The organism is Streptomyces sp. M92 (assembly GCF_028473745.1).
Classification (GTDB): domain Bacteria; phylum Actinomycetota; class Actinomycetes; order Streptomycetales; family Streptomycetaceae; genus Streptomyces.
Genome location: NZ_CP101137.1, coordinates 6,210,300 through 6,231,339 on the forward strand (window position 1 = coordinate 6,210,300; position 21,040 = coordinate 6,231,339).

General features: G+C 73.2%; 16 protein-coding genes. 13 read left to right on the forward strand and 3 right to left on the reverse strand.

Annotated elements, in window-relative coordinates; translation table 11 throughout:
• Positions 1 to 14: 14 nt before the first annotated feature.
• Positions 15 to 1,106, forward strand: coding sequence for a glutamate--cysteine ligase 2 (locus M6G08_RS28395; RefSeq protein ID WP_272589963.1), 1,092 nt, complete (start codon positions 15 to 17; stop codon positions 1,104 to 1,106).
• Between the two features lie 55 nt (positions 1,107 to 1,161).
• On the opposite strand, the gene M6G08_RS28400 is transcribed toward M6G08_RS28395, so the two are convergent.
• On the reverse strand, positions 1,162 to 1,395 hold the full coding sequence (locus M6G08_RS28400) for a DUF6480 family protein (protein ID WP_272589964.1): 234 nt from the start codon (positions 1,393 to 1,395) through the stop codon (positions 1,162 to 1,164).
• 151 nt (positions 1,396 to 1,546) lie between these two features.
• Between M6G08_RS28400 and M6G08_RS28405 the strand changes: the two genes are divergently transcribed.
• Together M6G08_RS28405 and M6G08_RS28410 are read left to right on the forward strand one after the other, a co-directional pair.
• Positions 1,547 to 3,454, forward strand: a complete 1,908-nt coding sequence (locus tag M6G08_RS28405) for an AMP-dependent synthetase/ligase (RefSeq protein WP_272589965.1) — start codon at positions 1,547 to 1,549, stop codon at positions 3,452 to 3,454.
• Positions 3,455 to 3,587: 133 nt separating this feature from the next.
• Positions 3,588 to 4,022 (forward strand): ATP-binding protein, encoded by a 435-nt coding sequence (locus M6G08_RS28410; RefSeq protein ID WP_272591458.1) that lies wholly within the window; start codon positions 3,588 to 3,590, stop codon positions 4,020 to 4,022.
• A 16-nt stretch (positions 4,023 to 4,038) separates the two neighbouring features.
• On the opposite strand, the gene M6G08_RS28415 is transcribed toward M6G08_RS28410, so the two are convergent.
• Positions 4,039 to 4,491: an ATP-binding protein gene (locus M6G08_RS28415; protein ID WP_272589966.1), complete on the reverse strand. Its 453-nt coding sequence runs from the start codon at positions 4,489 to 4,491 to the stop codon at positions 4,039 to 4,041.
• Between the two features lie 46 nt (positions 4,492 to 4,537).
• On the reverse strand, positions 4,538 to 4,930 hold the full coding sequence (locus tag M6G08_RS28420) for a PRC-barrel domain-containing protein (protein WP_272589967.1): 393 nt from the start codon (positions 4,928 to 4,930) through the stop codon (positions 4,538 to 4,540).
• Positions 4,931 to 5,244: 314 nt separating this feature from the next.
• On the opposite strand from M6G08_RS28420, the gene M6G08_RS28425 reads away from it, so the two are divergent.
• The 10 genes from M6G08_RS28425 (at position 5,245) to M6G08_RS28470 (ending at position 21,038) form a co-directional block, all read left to right on the forward strand.
• On the forward strand, positions 5,245 to 9,240 hold the full coding sequence (locus M6G08_RS28425; protein WP_272589968.1) for a hybrid sensor histidine kinase/response regulator: 3,996 nt from the start codon (positions 5,245 to 5,247) through the stop codon (positions 9,238 to 9,240).
• A gap of 97 nt (positions 9,241 to 9,337) precedes the next feature.
• On the forward strand, positions 9,338 to 11,836 hold the full coding sequence (locus M6G08_RS28430) for a SpoIIE family protein phosphatase (RefSeq protein WP_272589969.1): 2,499 nt from the start codon (positions 9,338 to 9,340) through the stop codon (positions 11,834 to 11,836).
• Between the two features lie 116 nt (positions 11,837 to 11,952).
• Positions 11,953 to 12,345, forward strand: a complete 393-nt coding sequence (locus M6G08_RS28435; protein WP_217251597.1) for an STAS domain-containing protein — start codon at positions 11,953 to 11,955, stop codon at positions 12,343 to 12,345.
• 155 nt (positions 12,346 to 12,500) lie between these two features.
• The gene (locus tag M6G08_RS28440; RefSeq protein ID WP_272589970.1) at positions 12,501 to 13,397 is read left to right on the forward strand and encodes an STAS domain-containing protein; all 897 of its coding nucleotides are present in this window, start codon (positions 12,501 to 12,503) and stop codon (positions 13,395 to 13,397) included.
• Entirely contained in the window at positions 13,394 to 13,825 is a 432-nt protein-coding gene (locus M6G08_RS28445; protein WP_272589971.1) for an STAS domain-containing protein, read from the forward strand. The genes M6G08_RS28440 and M6G08_RS28445 overlap by 4 nt, the downstream gene beginning before the upstream one ends.
• Positions 13,825 to 14,265 carry an anti-sigma regulatory factor gene (locus M6G08_RS28450; protein ID WP_272589972.1) on the forward strand — a complete coding sequence of 147 codons (441 nt, stop codon included), beginning with the start codon at positions 13,825 to 13,827 and terminating at the stop codon, positions 14,263 to 14,265. The genes M6G08_RS28445 and M6G08_RS28450 overlap by 1 nt, the downstream gene beginning before the upstream one ends.
• Positions 14,265 to 15,329 carry an ATP-binding SpoIIE family protein phosphatase gene (locus M6G08_RS28455; protein WP_272589973.1) on the forward strand — a complete coding sequence of 355 codons (1,065 nt, stop codon included), beginning with the start codon at positions 14,265 to 14,267 and terminating at the stop codon, positions 15,327 to 15,329. The genes M6G08_RS28450 and M6G08_RS28455 overlap by 1 nt, the downstream gene beginning before the upstream one ends.
• Positions 15,326 to 17,065 (forward strand): PP2C family protein-serine/threonine phosphatase, encoded by a 1,740-nt coding sequence (locus M6G08_RS28460; protein WP_272589974.1) that lies wholly within the window; start codon positions 15,326 to 15,328, stop codon positions 17,063 to 17,065. The genes M6G08_RS28455 and M6G08_RS28460 overlap by 4 nt, the downstream gene beginning before the upstream one ends.
• A gap of 247 nt (positions 17,066 to 17,312) precedes the next feature.
• The gene (locus tag M6G08_RS28465) at positions 17,313 to 18,689 is read left to right on the forward strand and encodes an NAD(P)/FAD-dependent oxidoreductase (RefSeq protein WP_272589975.1); all 1,377 of its coding nucleotides are present in this window, start codon (positions 17,313 to 17,315) and stop codon (positions 18,687 to 18,689) included.
• A gap of 102 nt (positions 18,690 to 18,791) precedes the next feature.
• A complete protein-coding gene (locus tag M6G08_RS28470) occupies positions 18,792 to 21,038 on the forward strand; it encodes an FUSC family protein (RefSeq protein WP_272589976.1) in 2,247 nt (748 codons plus the stop codon).
• Positions 21,039 to 21,040 lie beyond the last annotated feature (2 nt).

Genomic DNA, 21,040 nt, shown 5'->3' on the forward strand with positions numbered 1-21,040 from the left:
AAAGGCGGCATCACGTGCGCACCGTCGGAGTGGAGGAGGAGCTCCTCCTGGTCGACCCGGAGTCGGGTGAGCCGCGGGCGCTGTCCGCCGCCGTGCTCGCCCGGGCCTCGCTGGACGACGCCGAGCAGGCCGTGTTCGAGAAGGAGCTGCACGAGCAGATGCTCGAGTTCGCCACGCATCCGCAGGCGGACATGGGGCGGCTGCACGCGGAGATCGTCCGCTGCCGCGAGGAGGCCGGGCGGCACGCCGGGGGCATCGGCTGTGCCGTCGCCGCGCTCGCCACCTCGCCGCTGCCGGTCAGCCCGGCCGTCGGCATGAACCGCCGCTACCGGTGGATGGCCGAGCAGTACGGCGTGGTGGTCCACGAGCAGCTGGTCCTGGGCTGCCACGTGCACGTCTCGGTGGACTCCGACGAGGAGGGCGTCGCGGTCATCGACCGGGTGCGGCCGTGGCTGTCGGTACTGGCCGCGCTGAGCGCGAACTCCCCGTTCTGGCAGGGCAAGGACTCCGCGTACAGCAGCTACCGCAGCCGGGTCTGGCAGCGCTGGCCGTCGGCCGGTCCCACGGAGCTGTTCGGGTCGGCGGAGACCTACCACCGCCGGGTCGCCGACATGGTCGCGACCGGCACGATCCTCGACGAGGGGATGATCTACTTCGACGTCCGGCTGTCCCAGCGGTACCCCACGGTCGAGTTCCGTGTCGCGGACGTCTGCCTGGACGCCTCGACGGCCGTCGTCGTCGCGGCCCTGGCCCGTGCGCTGGTGGAGACGGCCGCGCGGGAGTGGCGCGAGGGCGTCGCGCCGGCCGAGCCCAGTGTGAGCCTGCTGCGCCTGGCGGCCTGGCGGGCCGCCCGGTCGGGGCTGACGGAGGAGCTGCTGCATCCGGCGACGATGCGGCGGATGCCGGCGGAGACGGTCGTACGGGCGCTGCTGGAGCACGTCGGGGAGGCGCTCGCCGTCTGCGGCGACCTGGATCTGGTGCGGGACGGCGTCGCCGGTCTGCTGCGGCACGGCAACGGAGCGCGGGTGCAGCGTGAACTTCTGGAGCGCACGGGCAGCCTGCGGGACGTCGTCACCGAGTGCGTACGGCGCACGCAGGCGGTCTGAGACGTCCCCGGCGGTGGGGCCGGTGCTCCGCGCCGTGTCTCGGAGCACCGGGGCGTCAGAGCATCAGGACCAGGGCGTATCCCAAGAAGCCCGCCGCGACGAGCGCGACGAGGACGAGGATCACCGTCAGGGGCGCCACGGCCCAGCCCTTGGAGGGGTTGTTCCCCTCCCACGGGCCCGCCTCGGACATGCTGCTCTCCCCCGGCGGGGTCTCGCCCGGCGGTACACCGCCGCCAGGCTCCAGTCCGGTGCTGCGTTCGGGTTCGGGGTCCGGATTCGTGTGGGTCATGCCCTCCGGGTCCCCCGATCCGCCGAGATCACCGGGCGGGAACACTTCTGTCGTCCCGGCCCCCCGTGACCACCGCCTCGGCTAGATTCAGCACCGCCGTTGACGGTGCTCGTCGGTGGTGTCACCGTCCGTACATGTCAGGAGCCAGCGCATGCTCGACCCCGCTCTCGCTCCCCGGGTCGCCGGGCCCCTGACCGGCGGGCTCGCCGACAGCCTCTTCGAGACGGCCGCCCGCACACCGGCCCTGCCGATGCTGGCCCGCCGTCCCGCGCCGGACTCCCCGGTCTGGCAGGAGGTGACGGCCGTCGAGTTCCGCGACGAGGTCGTCGACCTGGCCAAGGGCCTGATCGCGTGCGGCATCTCGCCGGGCGACCGGGTCGCGATCCTGGCCCGCACCCGCTACGAGTGGACGGTCTTCAGCTACGCGCTGTGGACGGTGGGCGCCGAGGTGGTGCCGATCTATCCGACCTCCTCGCGCGACCAGGTCGAGTGGATCCTGCGGGACGCGGGCTGCGTGGCCGTGGTGGTCGAGGACGAGCAGAGCGTGATGACGGTCGGCTCGGTGTGCGCGTCGCTGCCCGCGCTCCGCCACGTCTGGCAGCTGGACGCGGGCGCGCTGGACACGCTCGTGGCGCGCGGCGAGTTCATCCCGTACGCCACGGTCGACTCCATGCGCCGCATCGTGCTGCCGAACGCCACGGCGGTCGTCGCCTACACCTCGGGCACCTCGGGCCGCGCCATGGGCTGCGCGCTGAGCCACCGCGGGCTGGCCAGTCCGTGCGACACCCTGATCGAGGGCTGGGGCCACACGGTGGCGCCGCCCGGCGAGCAGGGCGCGGTCCTCGCCTTCCTGCCCTTCTCGCACGTGTACGGGCTGATGATCCAGAATTTGTGTGTCCGGGGCGGCCTGCTCATGGCGCACGAACCGACGACGACCCAGGAGGCGCTCGCCTCGGCCCTGCGCTCCTTCCGCCCGACGTACTTCTACGCGGTCCCGTCCGTGCTGGAGAAGCTCTACAAGAATTTCCTGCGCACCGCGCAGCAGGCGGGCCGCGGAGCGCTGTTCGAGCGAGCCGCCGCCACGGCGCGGGACTTCGCCGCCGCGCTGGAGCGCCGGCGGCTGGGCCAGGGGGCCGGGCCCGGCTTCGACCTGCGGCTCCAGCACTCCTTGTTCGAGCGGACGGTCTACCGCCGGCTGCGCAGCGCGCTGGGCGGCAGGGTGCGCCGCGCGACGTGCGGCGGTTCACCGCTCAGCCGTGAGCTGTCCCTGTTCTACGAGGGCATCGGCGTCTACGTCCACGACGGCTACGGGCTGACCGAGACCAGCGGCGGGCTGACCATGCAGCCGCTGGGGCGGGAGAAGTCCGGGACCGTCGGTCAGCCGCTGCCCGGCATGGAGATCCGCCTGGCCGACGACGGGGAGATCCTGGTGCGCGGGCCGTCGCTGTTCCAGGGGTACCTCGGCGACGAGGCGGCCACCCGCGAGGTGCTGCGCGGCGGGTGGCTGGCCACCGGGGACCTCGGTCACCTGGACGGGGAGAACTACCTGGCGATCACGGGACGCAAGAAGGACATCATCATCACCAGCGGCGGCAAGAGCGTGGCCCCGGCCGCCCTGGAGCAGCGGCTGCGCATGCACCCGCTCGTCCATCAGGCGGTGGTGGTGGGCGACAACCGGCCCTGCGTCGGCGCCCTGATCACGCTCGACCCCGAGTTCCTGACCCACTGGCGGGCGGGTCTGGCGCTGCAGGGCGACGTCCCGGCCCGCGAGGCGCGGGAGGAGAACGCGCTGCGCGAGGAGGTGGCACGGGCGGTGGCCGCGGCCAACAGCGCCGTGTCGCGTTCGGAGTCCATCCGGGTCTTCCGCGTCCTGCCCGAGCCCTTCGACGTGTCCAACGGGCTGCTGACCCCGTCGATGAAGCTGCGGCGCGACGAGATCGTTCGGACCTACGCCTTCGAGATCGACGCGATGTACGAGGCCCGGCCGCACCGGCGTCCCAGGACGGTGCCCGAGGAGCCGGCCGGCTGGGAGGACTCCGACAGCGTGTTCTTCCGGTGACGGCGGGTGCCACCCGCCACCCTGCCCGGACCGTGCCGATCGAGGCGCGTAGCCTCGATCGGCACGGGAACTACAGACGAAGGGAATGCGAAGAAGGGACGACGTCCGGCTGGTGCCGGGCCGGGAAGGCGAGATGGCAGCCGAGTCGCGTTGGGACAGGACACTGGCTTCCGAGGAGATCACGAACCGCACCGCCAGCTTCACCGGGGAGCTGCACAATGTGACCGGTGCGCGCCTGGTCGCGGAGGACTTCCTCTACGACCTTGCCCGTGCGGCACCGCCCGCACAGCCCGAACACTGGGACGACATCCTGCTCGTCGTCACGGAGCTGGCGGCGAACGCGGTGCAGTACGCCCCCGGGCCTTTCCAGCTGCGGCTGCGCCGCACCTTCGACGGCGTGCACGTGGTGATGCACGACACCAGCACGACGGAGCCCGCGCCGCGCCCCTTCCATCCGAGCAGCGGCGGCGGGGGCATCGGCTGGCATCTGATCCACACCCTCTCCGACCAGGTGAGCGTCGTCACCGGTGAGCGGGGCAAGGACATCCACGTCTTCCTGCCGTGGTGAGCGGCGGCCGGCTCCGTCAGGGAGCGTCGGCGTCGCGCAGCGGAACCAGCACGCTGATCGTCTTGCCGCCCGCCGGCCGGCGGTCCACGGCGATGTCACGGGCCAGGCGGGCCACCAGCGGCCAGCCGTAGCCGCTCCCGCGGTGCCGGGTGGGGAAGGCGTGCGCGGCACGCGGCACGACCTCGCTGTGGTCGTGGACGGCGATCCACATTCCGTCGTCCGTGGGCCGGGCCTCGAAGCCGGCCAGTCCCTCGCCGTGGCGGATCGCGTTGGTCACCAGCTCCGAGACGACGAGCAGCAGGTCGACGACGTCCTCCTCGCGCACCCCGCGGCCCGCTCCCCACTGCGCACGCGCCACCGACTCCGCGTACGCGCGTGCCGTCGCCGCGCTGGTCACGGCTGTGGAGGCCGGCCCGTCGGGCGTCGTGACGCCGGCCGAGGCCGTGGTGATCCCGTCGCTTGGTTCCATGTCAGTGGTGTCCCTGGTGTTCGCCGTGCTGTCGTCCGGCGCCGGGTCAGTCCGCGGAGGTCTCCCGCGGCGGCAGCCGATGGTAGTAGTCGCCGACGGACGCCAGATACTCCCGGTCCATCGTCTCGCTGTCGGTGCGGAACCGGGGCGCGGCCTTGACCTGGGCCCTGGTGCAGGCGACCGTGACCGTGCGCGCCCCGGGGTCGATGCCCCTGACCATGCCGACCGGCACCAGCACGCTGCGGCCGAAGACCCAGACTCCGGTGTCCACGACCAGATGCCGCATGCCGAAGTACTCGGCCTGCCGGTCCACGTGCCCGATGGTGCCGTCGGTGGCGACGACGGTGCAGCCGGTGAGGTCCTGTCCCTCCACGTGACCGCTTTCCGCCGCGTACGACCAGATGCTCTCCATCGGCACGCCGTCCCTTCCCTCCCGCATCGATCCGACCGTGACGACGACTGCGGGGCCGGGCGACGCCGCGGGCCGCACCGGCTCCACAGCAGCAGATACCCGGCCGGGCCCGCCGCATTCGGCCCGCGTACGATCAGGCCGCTCCATCGGGTGACGGCCCGCTTTCGCCGGCGCCCGCGACCTGGGGCGGCCTCTGGGCTATTTTTCTCCTGAGCGGATCCTTGAGCAGGTCCGTGAACTGCGGGAACGCACGTACAGGTCGCCGGACCGCGCCATCGGGTCCGGAGGGGGTTGTCGAGTCCTCGTACCGAGGGCTCCTGGGGAGCGGAACGAGGGTGCGCATGACCAGCGACAGCACCGGAACCGTCGATTCGGGTCCGGGCGATCAGGAGCTGCGCCGCCTCCTGGCGGGCCTGACGGCCGTCCGGGACGGTGACTTCGGCACCCGTCTGCCGGACGAGGCGGACGGCCTGATGGGCGACATCGCCAAGGTCTTCAACGGCATGGTGGACCAGTTGTCCGTGTTCACCTCGGAAGTCACCCGGGTGGCCCGCGAGGTCGGCACCGAGGGCACCCTCGGCGGCCAGGCGCGGGTGCCCGGGGTGTCCGGCACCTGGGCCGACCTGACGGACTCGGTCAACGCGATGGCGGGGAACCTGACCACCCAGGTGCGCGACATCGCGCAGGTGGCCACGGCGGTGGCCAAGGGCGATCTGTCGCAGAAGATCGACGTGGACGCCCGCGGCGAGATCCTGGAACTCAAGAACACCATCAACACGATGGTCGACCAGCTCTCCGCCTTCGCCGACGAGGTCACCCGCGTCGCCCGCGAGGTCGGCACAGACGGACGTCTCGGCGGCCAGGCCGACGTGCAGGGCGTCAAGGGCACGTGGCGCGACCTCACCGACTCGGTGAACTTCATGGCGGGCAACCTGACCGGCCAGGTCCGCAACGTCGCCCAGGTGGCGACCGCGGTGGCCAAGGGCGACCTGTCGCAGAAGATCACCGTGGACGCCCGCGGCGAGATCCTGGAACTCAAGAACACCATCAACACGATGGTCGACCAGCTCTCCGCCTTCGCCGACGAGGTCACCCGCGTCGCCCGCGAGGTCGGCACCGAGGGCAACCTGGGCGGGCGGGCCCAGGTGCGCGGGGTGTCGGGCACCTGGAAGGACCTCACCGACAACGTCAACTCCATGGCCAACAACCTCACCGGCCAGGTCCGCTCCATCACGCAGGTCGCCACCGCCGTGGCCAAGGGTGACCTCTCCCAGCGGATCACCGTCGAGGCCAAGGGCGAGGTCGCGGCGCTGGCCGACGTGATCAACACGATGGTCGACACGCTGTCCGCGTTCGCCGACGAGGTCACCCGGGTGGCCCGCGAGGTCGGCACCGAGGGGCGCCTCGGCGGCCAGGCGCACGTGCCGAACGTCGCGGGCACCTGGAAGGACCTCACCGACAACGTCAACTCCATGGCCAACAACCTCACCGGCCAGGTGCGCAACATCGCGCTGGTGACGACCGCGGTGGCCCGGGGCGACCTGTCGAAGAAGATCGACGTCGACGCCCGCGGCGAGATCCTGGAGCTGAAGACGACCATCAACACGATGGTCGACCAGCTGTCCGCCTTCGCCGACGAGGTCACCCGCGTCGCCCGCGAGGTCGGCACCGAGGGCCGCCTCGGCGGCCAGGCCGAGGTCGAGGGCGTCTCCGGCACCTGGAAGCGGCTCACGGAGAACGTCAACGAGCTGGCCGGCAACCTCACCCGCCAGGTCCGCGCGATCGCCGAGGTGACCTCCGCCGTCGCCGAGGGGGACCTGACCCGCTCCGTCAACGTGGAGGCGTCCGGCGAGGTCGCCGAGCTCAAGGACAACATCAACTCCATGGTGGAGTCGCTGCGCGAGACGACGCGGGCCAACCAGGAGCAGGACTGGCTCAAGACCAACCTGGCCCGCATCTCCGGGCTGATGCAGGGGCACCGGGACCTGCCCGTGGTCGCCGAGCTGATCATGGACGAGCTGGTGCCGCTGGTGTCGGCCCAGTACGGCGCCTTCTACCTGGCGGAGGACGGCGAGGCCGGTCCCGAGCTGCGGCTCGTCGGCTCCTACGGCTACCCCGAGGACTCCGCCAGACCCACCCGCATCGCCTTCGGCCGCACCCTGGTCGGGCAGGCCGCGCGCAGCCGGCGCACCATCGTGGTGGACGAGGTCCCGTCCGGTTACGTGACCATCTCCTCCGGTCTCGGCGAGGTGGTGCCGTCCGCCCTGGTGCTGGTGCCCATCGTGGTCGAGGGCCAGGTCCTCGGTGTCATCGAGCTGGCGTCCGTGGCACCGTTCACGCAGATCAACCGGGACTTCCTGGAACTGCTGATGGAGTCCATCGGCGCCAACGTCAACACGATCGTGGCCAACGCCCGCACCGACGAGCTGCTCGCCGAGTCGCAGCGGCTGACCGCCGAGCTGCAGGCCCGCTCGGCGGAGCTCCAGGTGCAGCAGGAGGAGCTGCAGCGCTCCAACGCCGAGCTGGAGGAGAAGGCATCCCTGCTGGCGGCGCAGAACCGGGACATCGAGGCGAAGAACCTGCAGATCGAGCAGGCGCGGCAGGAGCTGGAGGCCCGGGCCCAGCAGCTGTCGCTGGCCTCGAAGTACAAGTCGGAGTTCCTGGCCAACATGAGCCACGAACTGCGCACGCCGCTCAACAGCCTGCTGATCCTGGCCCAGCTGCTCGCGCAGAACCCGTCGCGCAACCTCACGCCGAAGCAGGTCGAGTACGCGGGCATCATCCACTCCGCGGGCTCGGACCTGCTCCAGCTGATCAACGACATCCTGGACCTGTCGAAGGTCGAGGCCGGGAAGATGGACGTCTCCCCCGAGCGGGTGACGCTGCGCCAGCTCATCGAGTACGTCGAGGCCACCTTCCGGCCGATGACGACGCAGAAGGGCCTGGAGTTCACGGTCTCGACGGCCACCGGAGCGCCGGCGGACCTGCTGACCGACGACTCGCGGCTGCGCCAGGTGCTGCGCAACCTGTTGTCCAACGCGGTGAAGTTCACCGAGCGGGGCGGCGTGGAGCTGGCCGTCGAACCGGCGCCTGACGACGAGGTGCCGGCGGGTGTGGTCCGGGGCGGGGCGGTGGTGGCCTTCCGGGTGAAGGACACGGGCATCGGTATTCCCGAGCAGAACCTGGAGTCGGTCTTCGGCGCCTTCCAGCAGGCGGACGGCACGACGAGCCGCAAGTACGGCGGCACCGGGCTCGGTCTGTCCATCACCCGGGAGATCGCCCAGCTCCTGGGCGGCGCCGTCACCGTGGACAGCACGCCGGACCGGGGCAGCACCTTCACGCTGTTCCTGCCCGTGGCCCGGCCCGACTTCGAGGAGCTGCTGGCCCACGGACCGGAGCAGCCCGACGCCGAGTCGCCGGCCGACTCGCCGGCCCGCCCGGCACCGGTGGCCGAACTCACCGGCGGCCACCGGCAGCGCCCCCGGCGGCTGCTCGTCGTGGAGGAGCGCCCCCGGGGCCTGCTCACCCTCGTCGCGGAGAGCGTGATCGCCGACCTGACGCACGGGCGGGACGAAACGGGCGAGAGGCCACCGCTCGACGTGATCACGGCGGTGGGCGCGCAGGAGGCCGCCGGCGCGCTGGCCGCCGAGCCGTGCCACTGCGTCGTCCTGGAGCTGGGCATGCCGGACGCCGAGGCGTCCCGCTTCCTGCGGGCCCTGCGGGGCGACTCGGCGCTGGCGAGCGTGCCGGTGCTGGTACACAGCGGTCACCGCGCGGACGCCGCCCTGGAGGAGGATCTGCGCTCCGGCCCCGGGGGCGGGGCGCTGGAGTTCCTGTCCAGCCTCGACGAGCTGCGTGAGCGCATCGCCCTGCACCTGGCCGCCGAGGAGCCCGGGGACGTGCTCTCGCTGGTCCGGCCCGAGGAGCCGCGGCGCCTGGCCCCGCACACGGTGGACGACGCGCCCGGCGGGCGCACCGTCCTCGTCGTCGACGACGACGCGCGCAACCTCTTCGCGCTCAGCGGCATCCTGGAACTCCACGGCTTCCGGGTCCTGCACGCGGAGAACGGGCGCCGGGGCATCGAGACGCTGGTGGACCACCCGGAGGTCGCGCTGGTGCTGATGGACGTGATGATGCCGGAGATGGACGGCTACGCGGCGACGGAGGAGATCCGCCGGATGCCCCGGTACGCCGAGCTGCCGATCATCGCGGTCACGGCGAAGGCCATGCCGGGCGACCGGGAGAAGAGCCTCGCCTCGGGCGCCAGCGACTACGTGACCAAGCCGGTCGACACCCAGGACCTCATCGCCTGCGTCCGACGGTGGCTGCCCGCATGAGCGCGCCGGCCCCCGTCCCCTACTCCGGTGGGCCGGGCGGTGCGCGGCGGCCGTCGTCGCGCGCCGCGGCGGTCTCCAGCCGAGGAGAGTCGCACACGTGAGCATGCCCGAAAAGCCCCGCGAGCCGGGCGGCGCCGCGCCCCGGGACGCGTCCGCCGTGCCGCCCCCGGCGTCCGGGCCGCCGCACTCCTGCGCGGTGGACGGCCCGGCGGCCCCGCCGCGCGGCATCACGCCGCTGTCGCCCGTGGGCCGGCTGGCGGCCACGGTGGAACGGCTCAGCCGCGAGGTGCGGGCCGCCCAGGCCGAGGCGGAGGGCCGGGCCCTGATCGAGCTGGCCAAGGGCGTCCTGGTCGCCCGGCTGGGCTGCGGTCCGGCGCAGGCCGCCCGGCAGCTGGCCGAGCTGGCCGAGCAGTCCCGGGTGACGCCCCTGGAGTTCGCGGTCGACGTGATCAACCAGGCCGCCCGGGACCGGGTGTCGGAGGTGACGGACGCGTTCCTCACGGCCACCGCCGCGGTGCGCGGTGCGGACGCCGACGACGCCGCGGACACCGGGGAGGCGGGCGCGGAGTCGGCCGCCGTGCGCCTGCGGGCGGCCGAGAGCGGCGCGCTGGCCGCGAGCGACACCCAGGCCGTCGCCGACGCCCTGCTGAAGCAGGCGCTGCGTCCGCTGGGCGCGGCCGCCGTGGCCATCTGGGCGGCCGGGTACGACGGGTCGCTGACGCTGGCCGGCAGCGCGGGCTTCTCCGCGGCCGAGGCCACCCGCTGGCACTACGTGCCGCCGGACGTGACGACGGTGGCCCGGTGCGGGCTGGCCGAGCGGGCGGGCCAGTGGTTCACGTCCCTGGCCGAGACCGGGCTGCCCAGCGTGGGCCGGCACCAGTACCCGGACGGCGGCAGGGTCGCCGTGCCCGCCGGCACCGGGGGCCGCATCCACGGCGTGCTGGAGATCGTCTGGCCGGCGCCGCTGGCCCCGCAGCCGCCTCAGGTGGTGCGCCAGGTGGAGGCCCTGGCGGAGCTGTGCGCGCACACCCTGGAGTCGTACGTGCCGCCGCACGGCGCCGGGCGGGAGCCCCGGCTCATGCCGGACGCGGTGGAGCTGATGGACCTGGCGGACGGGCTGTACGACCCCGCGCTGGTCCTGGTGCCGCATCTGGACGCCGACGGGCATCTGGCGGACTTCCGCATCCAGCACGTGAACGAGAGTTTCCTGGACCCGGCGGGCCGGCCGCGTGCCGTCGTGGGGGGCGCGCTGCTGCTGGAGGCCTACCCGATGGCCGCCGGGGACAGCGAGCTGTTCCAGAACGTGGAGCGGGTGTACGCCACCGGCGAGCCGTTCCGGGCACGGCGCATCAACCTGACCGCGCTGGTGGACCAGGTTCCGCTCTCGGCGGTCGCGGACATCAGTGTCAGCCGGCACGGCAACGCCGTCCTGCTCATCTGGCGCATCGAGGACGAGACGGCCCGGCTGGCCAGCCTGCTCCAGCACGCCCAGCGGCTCGGCCGCATCGGCGGTTTCGAGGAGAACCTGCTCACCGGCGAGATCACCTGGAACGGGCAGCTGTTCGACCTCTACGGGCGCCCGCGGTCGAGCGCCCCGGTGCCCCTGGAGGAGCTGACCGCCCACGCCCACCCGGACGACGCCGTCACCATCGGCCGGTTCCTGCGCACGCTGCTGCACCACCGGCGGCCGGCGTCGGCGGCGTTCCGGCTGCAGCGGCCCGACGGGGTGACCCGGCACGTACGGGTGGTCGCCGAACCGGTCCTGGACACCGACGACCGGCTGCTCCTCGTACGCGGCGCCTACCAGGACATCTCGGCCCAGCACTGGACCGAGGTGGCGCTCGCCGCCACCCGCGACCAGCTGGCGCACACCGAGCAGCAGGCCATCGAACGCGCCCGGCTGACCCTGCAGCTCCAGCACGCGATCATGCCGCCGGCCCAGACCCCGCTCAAGATGCCCGACCTCCGGGTGGCCGTCCGCTACCGGCCCGCGGAGACCGAGCAGCTGGTGGGCGGCGACTGGTACGACGCGGTGCGGCTGCCGAACGGACTGGTGCTGCTGTGCGTGGGCGACGTCTCCGGCCACGGCATAGAGGCGGCGACGAGCATGGTGGTGCTGCGCAACGCGCTGCGCGGCCTGGCGGTGACCGGTGCCGGTCCGGGCCAGCTGCTGTCGTGGCTCAACATCGTGGCGCACCATCTGACCGGCGGTATCACCGCCACAGCGGTGTGCGGGCTGTACGACCCGGCCCGGCGCACGCTGCGCTGGGCCCGCGCGGGCCATCTGCCGCCGGTGCTGGTCCGGGGCGCCGAGGCAGGGCCGCTGCCGCTGGTCAAGGGGATGCTGCTGGGCGCGGTGGCCGAGGCGTCGTACGAGGAGGACGAGGTGCAGCTGGCCGCCGAGGACACGCTGCTGATGTACACGGACGGCCTCATCGAGCGCCGCGACCGCTCGGTGGAGGAGGCGCTGGCCCAGCTGCTGAGCACGGTCCGTCCGGCGCCGGACTCCCTGGACCAGCACCTGGACCGGCTGCTCACCTACAGCAGGTCGGACACGGACGACGACACGTGCCTGGTGGGCATCCGGGTCGGGTGACGCGGGGCATGCACGTCCGGTCCGGGCGGTGGGGTGTGAGGGACGGATTCGCGGGTAACCGCCGTGCGCGGTGGGACATCACACTCCACCGCCCGGCCGCATTGTTGGAGGTACACGTGCCCATAGCCCAGAACCCGCTGTCCGTCGAGGTGACGCTGGAGCGGGAGGAGGTCGCGCTGCTCAAGGTGGCGGGATATCTGGACGTCGACACCGCGACCGAGTTCCAGCACCACCTGGCCAACCAACTGCACCACGGGCGGCGGCACTTCCTGCTGGATCTGTCGGAGGTCCCGTTCATGGACTCCTCCGGCATGAACATCATTCTGCGCGTCTACCAGGAGGCCCGCGAGCTGCCGGGCAGCGTGCACATCATCGCCCCCACCGCGGCGGTGCGACGGGTGCTGGATCTCACAGGGGTGAGCATCACGGTGCCGGTCTCCGAGAGCGTCGACGAGGCGCTCTCCCGTGTCGACGCACAACCGGAGGGCCCGCAGATACCGGAGGCCTGAGTTCCTGTCCTGCCCGACGCTCATCCGGACCGTTCGTGCGGGAGCAGGTGTCGTGCGAGGTCGGCGGGTGGTTACAGTTGACGCCCGGCAGAGACACGTCGCCGCCACGCAGCTTCCTGGGTGCTGCGGCGCAACGCGGATGAGGAGTGGGGCAAGTGCCGGATCAGGCGGAGGGAACGGCGGGATCGCCGACGCACGAGGTCAGGGACTTTCTGCGGCGCCGCCGTGAGCAGATCGCCCAGCGATGGGCGGACGAGCCCTTGTTCCGGGCCGTGTTCACCGTCTCGCGCGACGAGGCGGTCGAGGCGGGCAAGACCGTGGTCGACGCCCTGGCCCAAGTCGCGGACGGGGACCGGGTCGAGGACCCGGACGCCGCCGGGTTCACGGCGGTGCGCGAGCAGTTGGCGCGGATGGGCGCGGCCCGTTCCCGGGCGGGGCTGAGCACCGCCCAGGTGTCGAGTGAGCTGGCCACCCTGCGTCCGCCGGTCGAGAACCTGCTCCTGTCCGAACTCCAGGACGCGTCGCCCGAGCACGCCCGGGACTGCGTCACCACGCTGAGCGTGCTGATGGGCACCCTGCGGGTCGTGGTCATGCAGACGGCGCTCAGCGAGGGACAGGCGCTGATCGACCGCCAGCGGCTGCAGTTGCTGGAGGTGGCCACTCCGGTGATCAAGCTGTGGGACGGCATCGTGGCCGTCCCGCTGATCGGCACGCTGGACAGCGCCCGCAGCCAGGTCGTGATGGAGACGCTGCTGGAGTCCATCGTCGAGCAGCAGGCGCGGTACGCGATCCTGGACATCACCGGGGTCCCGACCGTCGACTCGCTGGTGGCCCAGCACCTGATGAAGACGGTCGCGGCGGCCCGGCTGATGGGCGCCGAGTGCATCGTCTCCGGCATCCGGCCCGCCATCGCGCAGACGATGGTCCACCTCGGCCTGGACCTGGGCACCGTGGTGACCCGGTCGAGCCTCGCCGACGCGCTGGGTTACGTGCTGCACCAGCTCGGGGTCGGGATCGTGACCCCCGGGGCGAACGGCACGGTCACGCGGTGAGCGGGGCGTTCCCGGGGCCCCACGGGGGTCCCGTGACAGGTCATGTCCCGGTGCTGCGGCTCGGCGAGGTGCTGCTGGTCACCCTTCAGGGGGACCTGCACGACAGCACGGCCCAGCAGCTCCAGCAGGACCTCGCCGAGACGATCTCCCGCAGCGGGGCGCGGGGCGTGGTCATCGACATCTCCGGGGTGGAGATCGTCGACTCCTTCCTCGGCCGGGTGCTGGCCGAGATCGCCGGGCAGACGGAGCTGCTCGCCGCGCGGACCGTGGTCGTCGGCATGCGGCCCGCGGTCGCCATCACCCTGGTGGAGCTGGGCCTGACGCTGCCGGGGGTGCACACCGCGCTCAGTACCGAAGTGGCCATGGAACTGCTCGCGGGGCACGCGCCGTCGTCGCGCTTCGGCGGCCTGCGCCGGGAGAGTTTGTGATGCCCACCACCGCGGGCGCCCAGGCCCGCCTGCCGATCCGTTCGGACATGGATCTGGTGTGGGTACGACAGCACGTGCGGCAGGCGGCCGCGCAGCTCGGTTTCGGCCTGGTGGACCAGACCAAGCTGGTCACGGCGGCCAGCGAACTGGCCCGCAACACGCTGGTGTACGGCGGTGGCGGGACGATGGAGACCGAGCCGGTCACCGAGGGCGGCGTACAGGGTCTCCGGCTGACCTTCAGCGACGAGGGGCCTGGCATCGCGGACCTGGAGCAGGCGCTCAGCGACGGTTTCACCTCGGGCGGCGGGCTGGGCATGGGGCTGGGCGGAGCGCGGCGGCTGGTGCACGACTTCGCGATCGAGAGCGATCCGGGGGCGGGCACGACCGTGCGGGTCACCTCCTGGGTGGGCCGGGCTCCCCGCCCGCGTGAGGAGGCCTGATGCCGCGCGTGTGGGACGTACCGGTGCACGACTCCACCCGGGTGCGCGACGCCCGGGTGGCCGCGGAGCACGCGGCGGCCGTGGCCGGGCTGGACGAGCAGCGCACCGCGACGGCGGCGCTGGTGGCGACGGAGCTGGCGACCAATCTGCTCAAGCACGCCGGGGGCGGCCAGGTGCTCATCGACGTCGTCGCTCCCGCGGTCCTCGCGTCCGGCCGGGAGCGGAACCTGCTCGTGCAGGTCGCGACGGTCGACCACGGTCCCGGGATCGGCGACGTGTCCGCCGCGCTGAGCGACGGCTTCACCACCACGGGCTCCCTGGGCGCCGGTCTCGGCACCTGCGCCCGGCTGTCCGACGACTTCGACCTGCACAGCGTCCCCGGCCGGGGCACGGTGGTGGTCGCCCGGATCGGACGCGTGCTCGGCGTCACGGCCCACGACCGGAGCCCGGCGGCCCGAGTGCGGGCCGGGGCCGTGAACGTGCCGTTCGGCGGTGGGGAGTACTCGGGCGACGCCTGGGCGTGGGTCCGCTCCGGGGACCGGGTGACGCTGATGCTGGCCGACGGGCTGGGCCACGGCCCGGAGGCCGCCCGTGCCTCCACCGCGGCCGTGGAGGCGCTGCGCGGCGCGGCGCATCTGCCGCCGGCCGAGGCGCTGCGGCGGCTGGACACCGCGCTGTCCGGGACCCGCGGGGCGGCCGTCGCGGTGGCCCAGGTCGACGCCGGTGCCTCGGTGCTCCGCTTCGCGGGCGTCGGCAACGTCGGGGCGCGGCTGTGCGAGGAGGGCACCTGGCGGCACCTGGTCTCCCGGCCGGGCATCGTCGGCAGCCACCGGCCCACCACCCTGCGCGAGGAGGAGACGGCTTGGGCGGACGACCGGGTGCTGGTCCTGCACAGCGACGGCCTGCCGAGCCGCTGGACGCCGACGGACGACACCTGCCGTACGGCGGTCGATCCGGCGGTCGCGGCGGCCGTGACGGTCCGGGACGCCAGCAGTCCGGCCCGGCCGGTGCGGGACGACACCGCCGTGGCCGTGCTGGCCTCGACCCCGCCGGACGGCCCATGACCCGTACCTGGCACATCACCGACATCACCGACGCGGCGCGGGCACGCATCGCCACCGCGCGCCTGGCCGCGGCCTACGGTGTGCCGCCGTTGGAGCGCACCCGGCTGCTGGCCTCGCTCGGCGCGCAGCTGCGGCTGTGCCTGGCCAAGGGCGGTACGTGGCGGCTCACGCTGGAGTCGGGCACGGCCTCGCCCGCCACCGCGGAGGCGGAGGCCGGCCGGGGTGTGCTGCACGCGGTGGTGACACCGTCGCGCGACGCCGCGGCCGCCGGTCAGCCGCCGTGGCGGGTGACGGTGCCCTGCCCGGAGGCGGTGCCGGCCGCCGAGGCGGACGTCGCGGTGGACGACCCGGCCGCGCTGGCCGAGGCCCTGCTCGGGGCCGACGAGGACACCTCGCTGGTCCTGGACCGGCTCACCGAGCAGGAGAACCTGGTCGACTTCCACCGCGAGGAGCTGCAGCAGACCAACCAGGGCGTGGTGGCGCTGCACGCCGAGCTGGACGCCGCCGGGCGGGCCCAGCGGGAGGCGTTCGCCGCCGAGCGCAAGGCGCGCACGGAGGCGGAGAACGCCCGGCGCCGGCTGACCTTCCTGGCGGACGCGAGCGCCGTGCTGACCGCGTCGCTGGACCACCACGAGATCGTGCGCCGGCTGCCGGAGCTGCTGGTGCCCGAGTACGCCGCCTCCGTCGACGTCTGGCTGTTCGACCAGGACGGCGACCGGCCGGGCCCCGCCCACCCGGCGGCCGCCGTGGTCGCCGCCCGCACCGGCCGGCCGCAGTACGCCGCCCCGCATCCGGGCGGACTGCCGGGCGTCGACGACCAGCCGCCTTCGGCGCTGGCTCCGGACCGCCCCCTGCTGTGCATCCCGCTGCCGACCCGGCAGGCGCCCCTGGGCGTGCTGACCCTGTCCCCGCCCGGGGAACGCTGGGACCCGGACGACGCGGTGATGCTGATCGAGCTGACCCGGCGGGCCAGTACCGCGATCGACCACGCCCAGCGCTACCAGCACAACCGCGACATCGCGGAGACGCTCCAGCGGGCCCTGCTCACGGAACTGCCCGCCCCGCCGGGGCTCGCGATGGCGGCGCGCTATCTCCCGGCCACCCACGGCCTGAACATCGGCGGTGACTGGTACGACGCGTTCCGGCAGCCGGACGGCGGAGTCATCGCCGTGGTCGGCGACGTGACCGGGCACGGGCTGCGCGCGGCGGTGATGATGAGCCAGCTGCGTACGGCGCTGCGGGCCTACGCCGTCGACGGCGGCAGCCCCGGCCGACTCCTGACCCGGCTGCACACGTTCCTGCACCACCTCCAGCCCGATCTGTTCGCCACGGCCGTCATCGCCCGCTTCCACCCCGACGAGCCCACCCTCACGTGGGCCGCCGCCGGCCATCCGCCGCCGGTGCTGCGTACCCCGGACGGGCGGGTCCGGACCCTGGACGCCAAACCGGGCGCGATGCTGGGCATTCCGCTCAAGCAGGAGATCGCCGACCACACGGTGCCGCTGGCGCCGGGCTCGACGCTCGCCCTGTACACGGACGGCCTGGTGGAGCGGCGCGCCCGGGGCATAGACCCGGGCATCGCGCGGCTGGCCGAGGCGCTGGGCTCCTTCGGCCCGGCGGCGCTGGAGGCGGACCTGGAGGGCTCGGCGGACGGCATCCTGAGTCCGCTGCTCAGCGACTCGGAGCGGGACGACGACGTCTGTCTGCTGCTCTGCCACCTCCGCGGCACCCGCTGACCTCGCCCGCCGGCCGGCGGGCCGGCCGCGGGCACCGCTCGCGCACCGGAAAGTTCCCGTCCGTTCACTCCCGCCCGATGCGCTCCGGGCCGGGGCGGGGCATGGTGGTGATCAGGAGGTGTCGCCTGCCTGCCGCGCCCGGCTGGCCGGATCCGGGCGGGCGCGATGGGATCGACGAGGTGCGAAACAGCGATCCGGGGGCACGCGAACGGCGTTCGCGGCAGACCGCCTGGAGCCGCAGAAAGGGATGAACACCGTGACACGACCCAGGATCCTGGTGGTCGGCGCAGGTTTCGCCGGCGTGGAGTGCGTCCGCCGTCTGGAGCGCAGGCTCTCCCCCGGCGAGGCCGAGATCACCCTGGTGACGCCCTTCTCCTACCAGCTCTATCTGCCGCTGCTGCCCCAGGTGGCCTCCGGTGTGCTGACCCCCCAGTCGATCGCGTTGTCCCTGCGCCGCAGCAGCAAGTACCGCACCCGGATCATCCCGGGCGGCGCCATCGGTGTGGACCTCAAGGCGAAGGTGTGCGTGGTGCGCACCATCACCGACCAGATCGTCGACGAGCCCTACGACTACATCGTGCTGGCGCCCGGAAGCATCACCCGGACCTTCGACATCCCGGGGCTGACCGACCACGCGTTCGGCATGAAGACGCTGGCGGAGGCCGCGTACATCCGCGACCACGTCATCGCGCAACTCGACCTCGCCGACGCCAGCCAGGACCCGGTGGAGCGCGCCTCGCGGCTGCAGTTCGTGGTGGTCGGCGGCGGCTACGCGGGCACCGAGACCGCTGCCTGTCTGCAGCGGCTGACGCACGCGGCGGTCAAGCGCTACAACCGGCTCGACCCGGGCCTGATCAAGTGGCACCTGATCGACATCGCGCCGAAGCTGATGCCGGAGCTCGGCGAGAAGCTCGGGCGCGACGCGCAGGAGGTGCTCACCCGGCGCGGCATCGAGATCTCGCTCGGCGTCTCCATCGAGAAGGCCGGACCGGAGGAGGTCACCTTCACCAACGGCCGGGTGGTGCCCACCCGCACGCTGATCTGGACCGCCGGTGTGGTGGCGAGCCCGCTGATCGCCACGCTCGGCGCGGAGACGGTCAAGGGACGGCTCGCGGTGACCGCCGAGATGTGCCTGCCCGACCACGACGGGGTGTTCGCGCTCGGCGACTCCGCGGCCGTGCCCGACCTCGCCAAGGGACAGGAGGGCGCCGTCTGCCCGCCCACCGCCCAGCACGCCATGCGGCAGGGCCGGCACGTCGCCGAGAACATCATCGCGACCCTGCGCAACCAGCCGATGCGGCCCTACGTCCACAAGGACCTCGGTCTCGTCGTCGACCTCGGCGGCGCCGACGCGGTCTCCAAGCCGCTCGGTGTCGAGCTGAAGGGCCTTCCCGCCCAGGCGGTGGCCCGCGGCTACCACTGGTCGGCGCTGCGCACGGGTGTGGCCAAGGCGCGGGTGGCGACCAACTGGGCGCTCAACGCGGTGGCGGGCGACGATTTCGTGCGCACCGGCTTCCAGGCCCGCAAGCCGGCCAAGCTGCGGGACTTCGAGTACACGGACGCCTACCTGACGCCGGAACAGGTGCAGGAGCGCGTCGCGGAGGCGGGCCGGGCACGGCTGTGACCCCGTCGCGGGGACGGGCGCGCGGCATGACATCCTGAGAAGTGGATCTCGGCGTCAACCGGCCGGGAGTCGGGCGTGTGAGTCGGGAGAGTGTACGGCGGCGTGAAGGCAGCGGGGCGCTCGGTGCGGACACGGCTGCGGGACCGGATCGCCGCGTCCGACCCGGGGCTGCTGCGGCTGACGGCGGGCCTGCGGACGGTCGGCGCCATCGCTCTGGTCCTGGGTGTGCTCGCCGCGTTCGGCGCGGACGTCACCCATCTGGTCGCGGGCGCAATGGCGGCTATGGTCGCCACCTTCGCCATCCGCGAGAAGGAGCTCGGCGCGCAGGCGGTCACCCTGGCGCTGGGACTGCCCGTCGCCCTGGCCTCGGTGTCGGTCAGCTCGCTGCTCACCTCACGGGTGGTCATCGGCGACGCCTTCTTCGTCGTCCTGATCTTCTTCGCCGTCTTCGTGAGGCGGTTCGGCGACCGCGGTACGGCGCTCGGTCTGATCGGCTTCCAGGTCTACTTCGTCTCCCTGTTCGTCGGCGGCGACCCGTCGGTGCTGCCCGGGCTGCTGGGTGCCATCGCGGTGGCGTTCGCGTGCAGCGCGGTGGTGCGTTTCGCCGTGGTCCCGGCGACACCGGCGGGCATCCTCCAGCGGCTGCGGCAGGCCTTCCGCGCGCGGCTGGCCCAGCTGATCGCCACGCAGATCGAGCTGCTGGACGCCGGGCCGGACGGGATCGACCGGGCGCTGGAACACCTGCGGGACGGCACCGCGCGCCTGCACGAGACGGCCCTGATGATCCAGTCCCGGCTGGAGGACGGCACCCCGGACGCGTCCACCGCGCGTCTGGTGCAGCGGCGCGTCGCGGACGCCGAGATCGCGGCCGAGCGGCTGGGCCTGCTGCTGCTGACCGCGCGCAGCGCCGAGCGGGCGGACACCCTGACCCTGCACCTGCCGGGTGCGCCGGCGCCGTCGGTGGGCAGTTCGCCGGCGCCCGGCGAGGCCACGGAGGTACTGCGCCGGGACCTGGGTGCGCTGCGCACGCTGGTGCTGCGGCCGCCCGCCGAGGCGCGCGGCACCGCGCTGTCCCACCTGCGCAACCGGCTGCTCGGTTACCGCGACGAGGAGAACCTGCCGGAGGCGATCCCGGCCGTCCAGGACGTGTTCCGCGGCATCGGTGAGGCCGCGAGGGCGGTCATGGGCCTCAGGATCGCCCTGGACGGACCGCAGGACGAGTCGGACGACACCCCGGCGACGACCAGGTCCCGGGAGGAGCTGGACGCCGAGGACGCCGCGATCGACGCCGGCGAGGAGGAGGCGAAGGAGGAGGAGCCGACCGGGCTGCGGCGGCCCACCACGCGGGCCGCGGTGCAGGTCTCGGTGGGGTCCTCGCTGGCCATCGTCGGCGGTGAGTTCCTGTCCTCGCAGCGCTGGTACTGGGCGGTGCTCGCGTGCTGGATCGTCTTCCTGAACACGGCGTCCACCGGGGAGATCCTCGTCAAGGGCTACCGCAGGGTGCTGGGCACCCTGTTCGGGGTGGTGGCCGGCATCGTGCTGGCCGGCCTGGTCGGCGACCACACCTGGGTCGCGTTCGGGCTGGTGCTGCTGCTCATCTTCGCGATGTTCTACACGGCTCCGCTGTCGTACACGCTGATGTCGTTCTTCGTGACGGCGATGCTGGGGCTGCTGTACACCCTGCTGCACACCTACAGCCTGTCGGTGCTGCTGCTGCGCGTCGAGGAGACGGCGCTCGGCGCGGCCTGCGGGATCGTCGCGGCGGCGCTGGTGCTGCCGATACGCACCGACCGCCGTACGAACGAACTGCTCGGCACGGTGCTGGAGCGGCTCACCGACGTCACCGAGGGTGCCGTGGACCAGCTCAGCGGCGGGCCGGCGGCCGATCTGCTGGACCAGGCGCGGGAGCTGGACCAGGCGCTGGGCGACCTGCGGGCCGCCACCTCGCCGCTGACGCATCCGATCACGCCGCTGCGGGCCCGCCGCGACACCGCCCAGTACGTGGTGGCGCTGCTGGAGACGTGCGCCTACCACGCGCGGTCGCTGGCGGCGACGGCCGAGCTGCTGCCCACGCACCCGTCGATCGCGGCGGACCCGCGGCTGCGCGGCGCGGTGCGGCGCACGGTGCGCAACATCGAGGCGATCGCCGCGCGCGTCGCCGACGAGGACGCGGACACCGGGGTGGAGACCGGGCCCAGCATCGCCTCGCTGCTGCAGTTCGAGGCGGGCGGGGTGCCGCGGTACGGCCGGATCACCGGGCGGGTACTGCGGCACCTGGAGCGTCTGGACGAGGCCGTGGTCGGCCTGGCCCGGCCGCTCGGCGTACCGGTGGCGACGCCGAAGCGCTGAGG

What these genes read in the sequence shown, in the direction of transcription:
- M6G08_RS28465 (WP_272589975.1), top strand. Translation starts at nt 17,313, where the DNA reads ATGAACACCGTGACACGACCCAGGATCCTGGTGGTCGGCGCAGGTTTC.
- M6G08_RS28410 (WP_272591458.1), top strand. Translation starts at nt 3,588, where the DNA reads ATGGCAGCCGAGTCGCGTTGGGACAGGACACTGGCTTCCGAGGAGATC.
- M6G08_RS28400 (WP_272589964.1), bottom strand. Translation starts at nt 1,395, where the DNA reads ATGACCCACACGAATCCGGACCCCGAACCCGAACGCAGCACCGGACTG.
- M6G08_RS28450 (WP_272589972.1), top strand. Translation starts at nt 13,825, where the DNA reads ATGCCCACCACCGCGGGCGCCCAGGCCCGCCTGCCGATCCGTTCGGAC.
- M6G08_RS28460 (WP_272589974.1), top strand. Translation starts at nt 15,326, where the DNA reads ATGACCCGTACCTGGCACATCACCGACATCACCGACGCGGCGCGGGCA.
- M6G08_RS28425 (WP_272589968.1), top strand. Translation starts at nt 5,245, where the DNA reads ATGACCAGCGACAGCACCGGAACCGTCGATTCGGGTCCGGGCGATCAG.
- M6G08_RS28415 (WP_272589966.1), bottom strand. Translation starts at nt 4,491, where the DNA reads ATGGAACCAAGCGACGGGATCACCACGGCCTCGGCCGGCGTCACGACG.
- M6G08_RS28405 (WP_272589965.1), top strand. Translation starts at nt 1,547, where the DNA reads ATGCTCGACCCCGCTCTCGCTCCCCGGGTCGCCGGGCCCCTGACCGGC.
- M6G08_RS28420 (WP_272589967.1), bottom strand. Translation starts at nt 4,930, where the DNA reads ATGCGGGAGGGAAGGGACGGCGTGCCGATGGAGAGCATCTGGTCGTAC.
- M6G08_RS28455 (WP_272589973.1), top strand. Translation starts at nt 14,265, where the DNA reads ATGCCGCGCGTGTGGGACGTACCGGTGCACGACTCCACCCGGGTGCGC.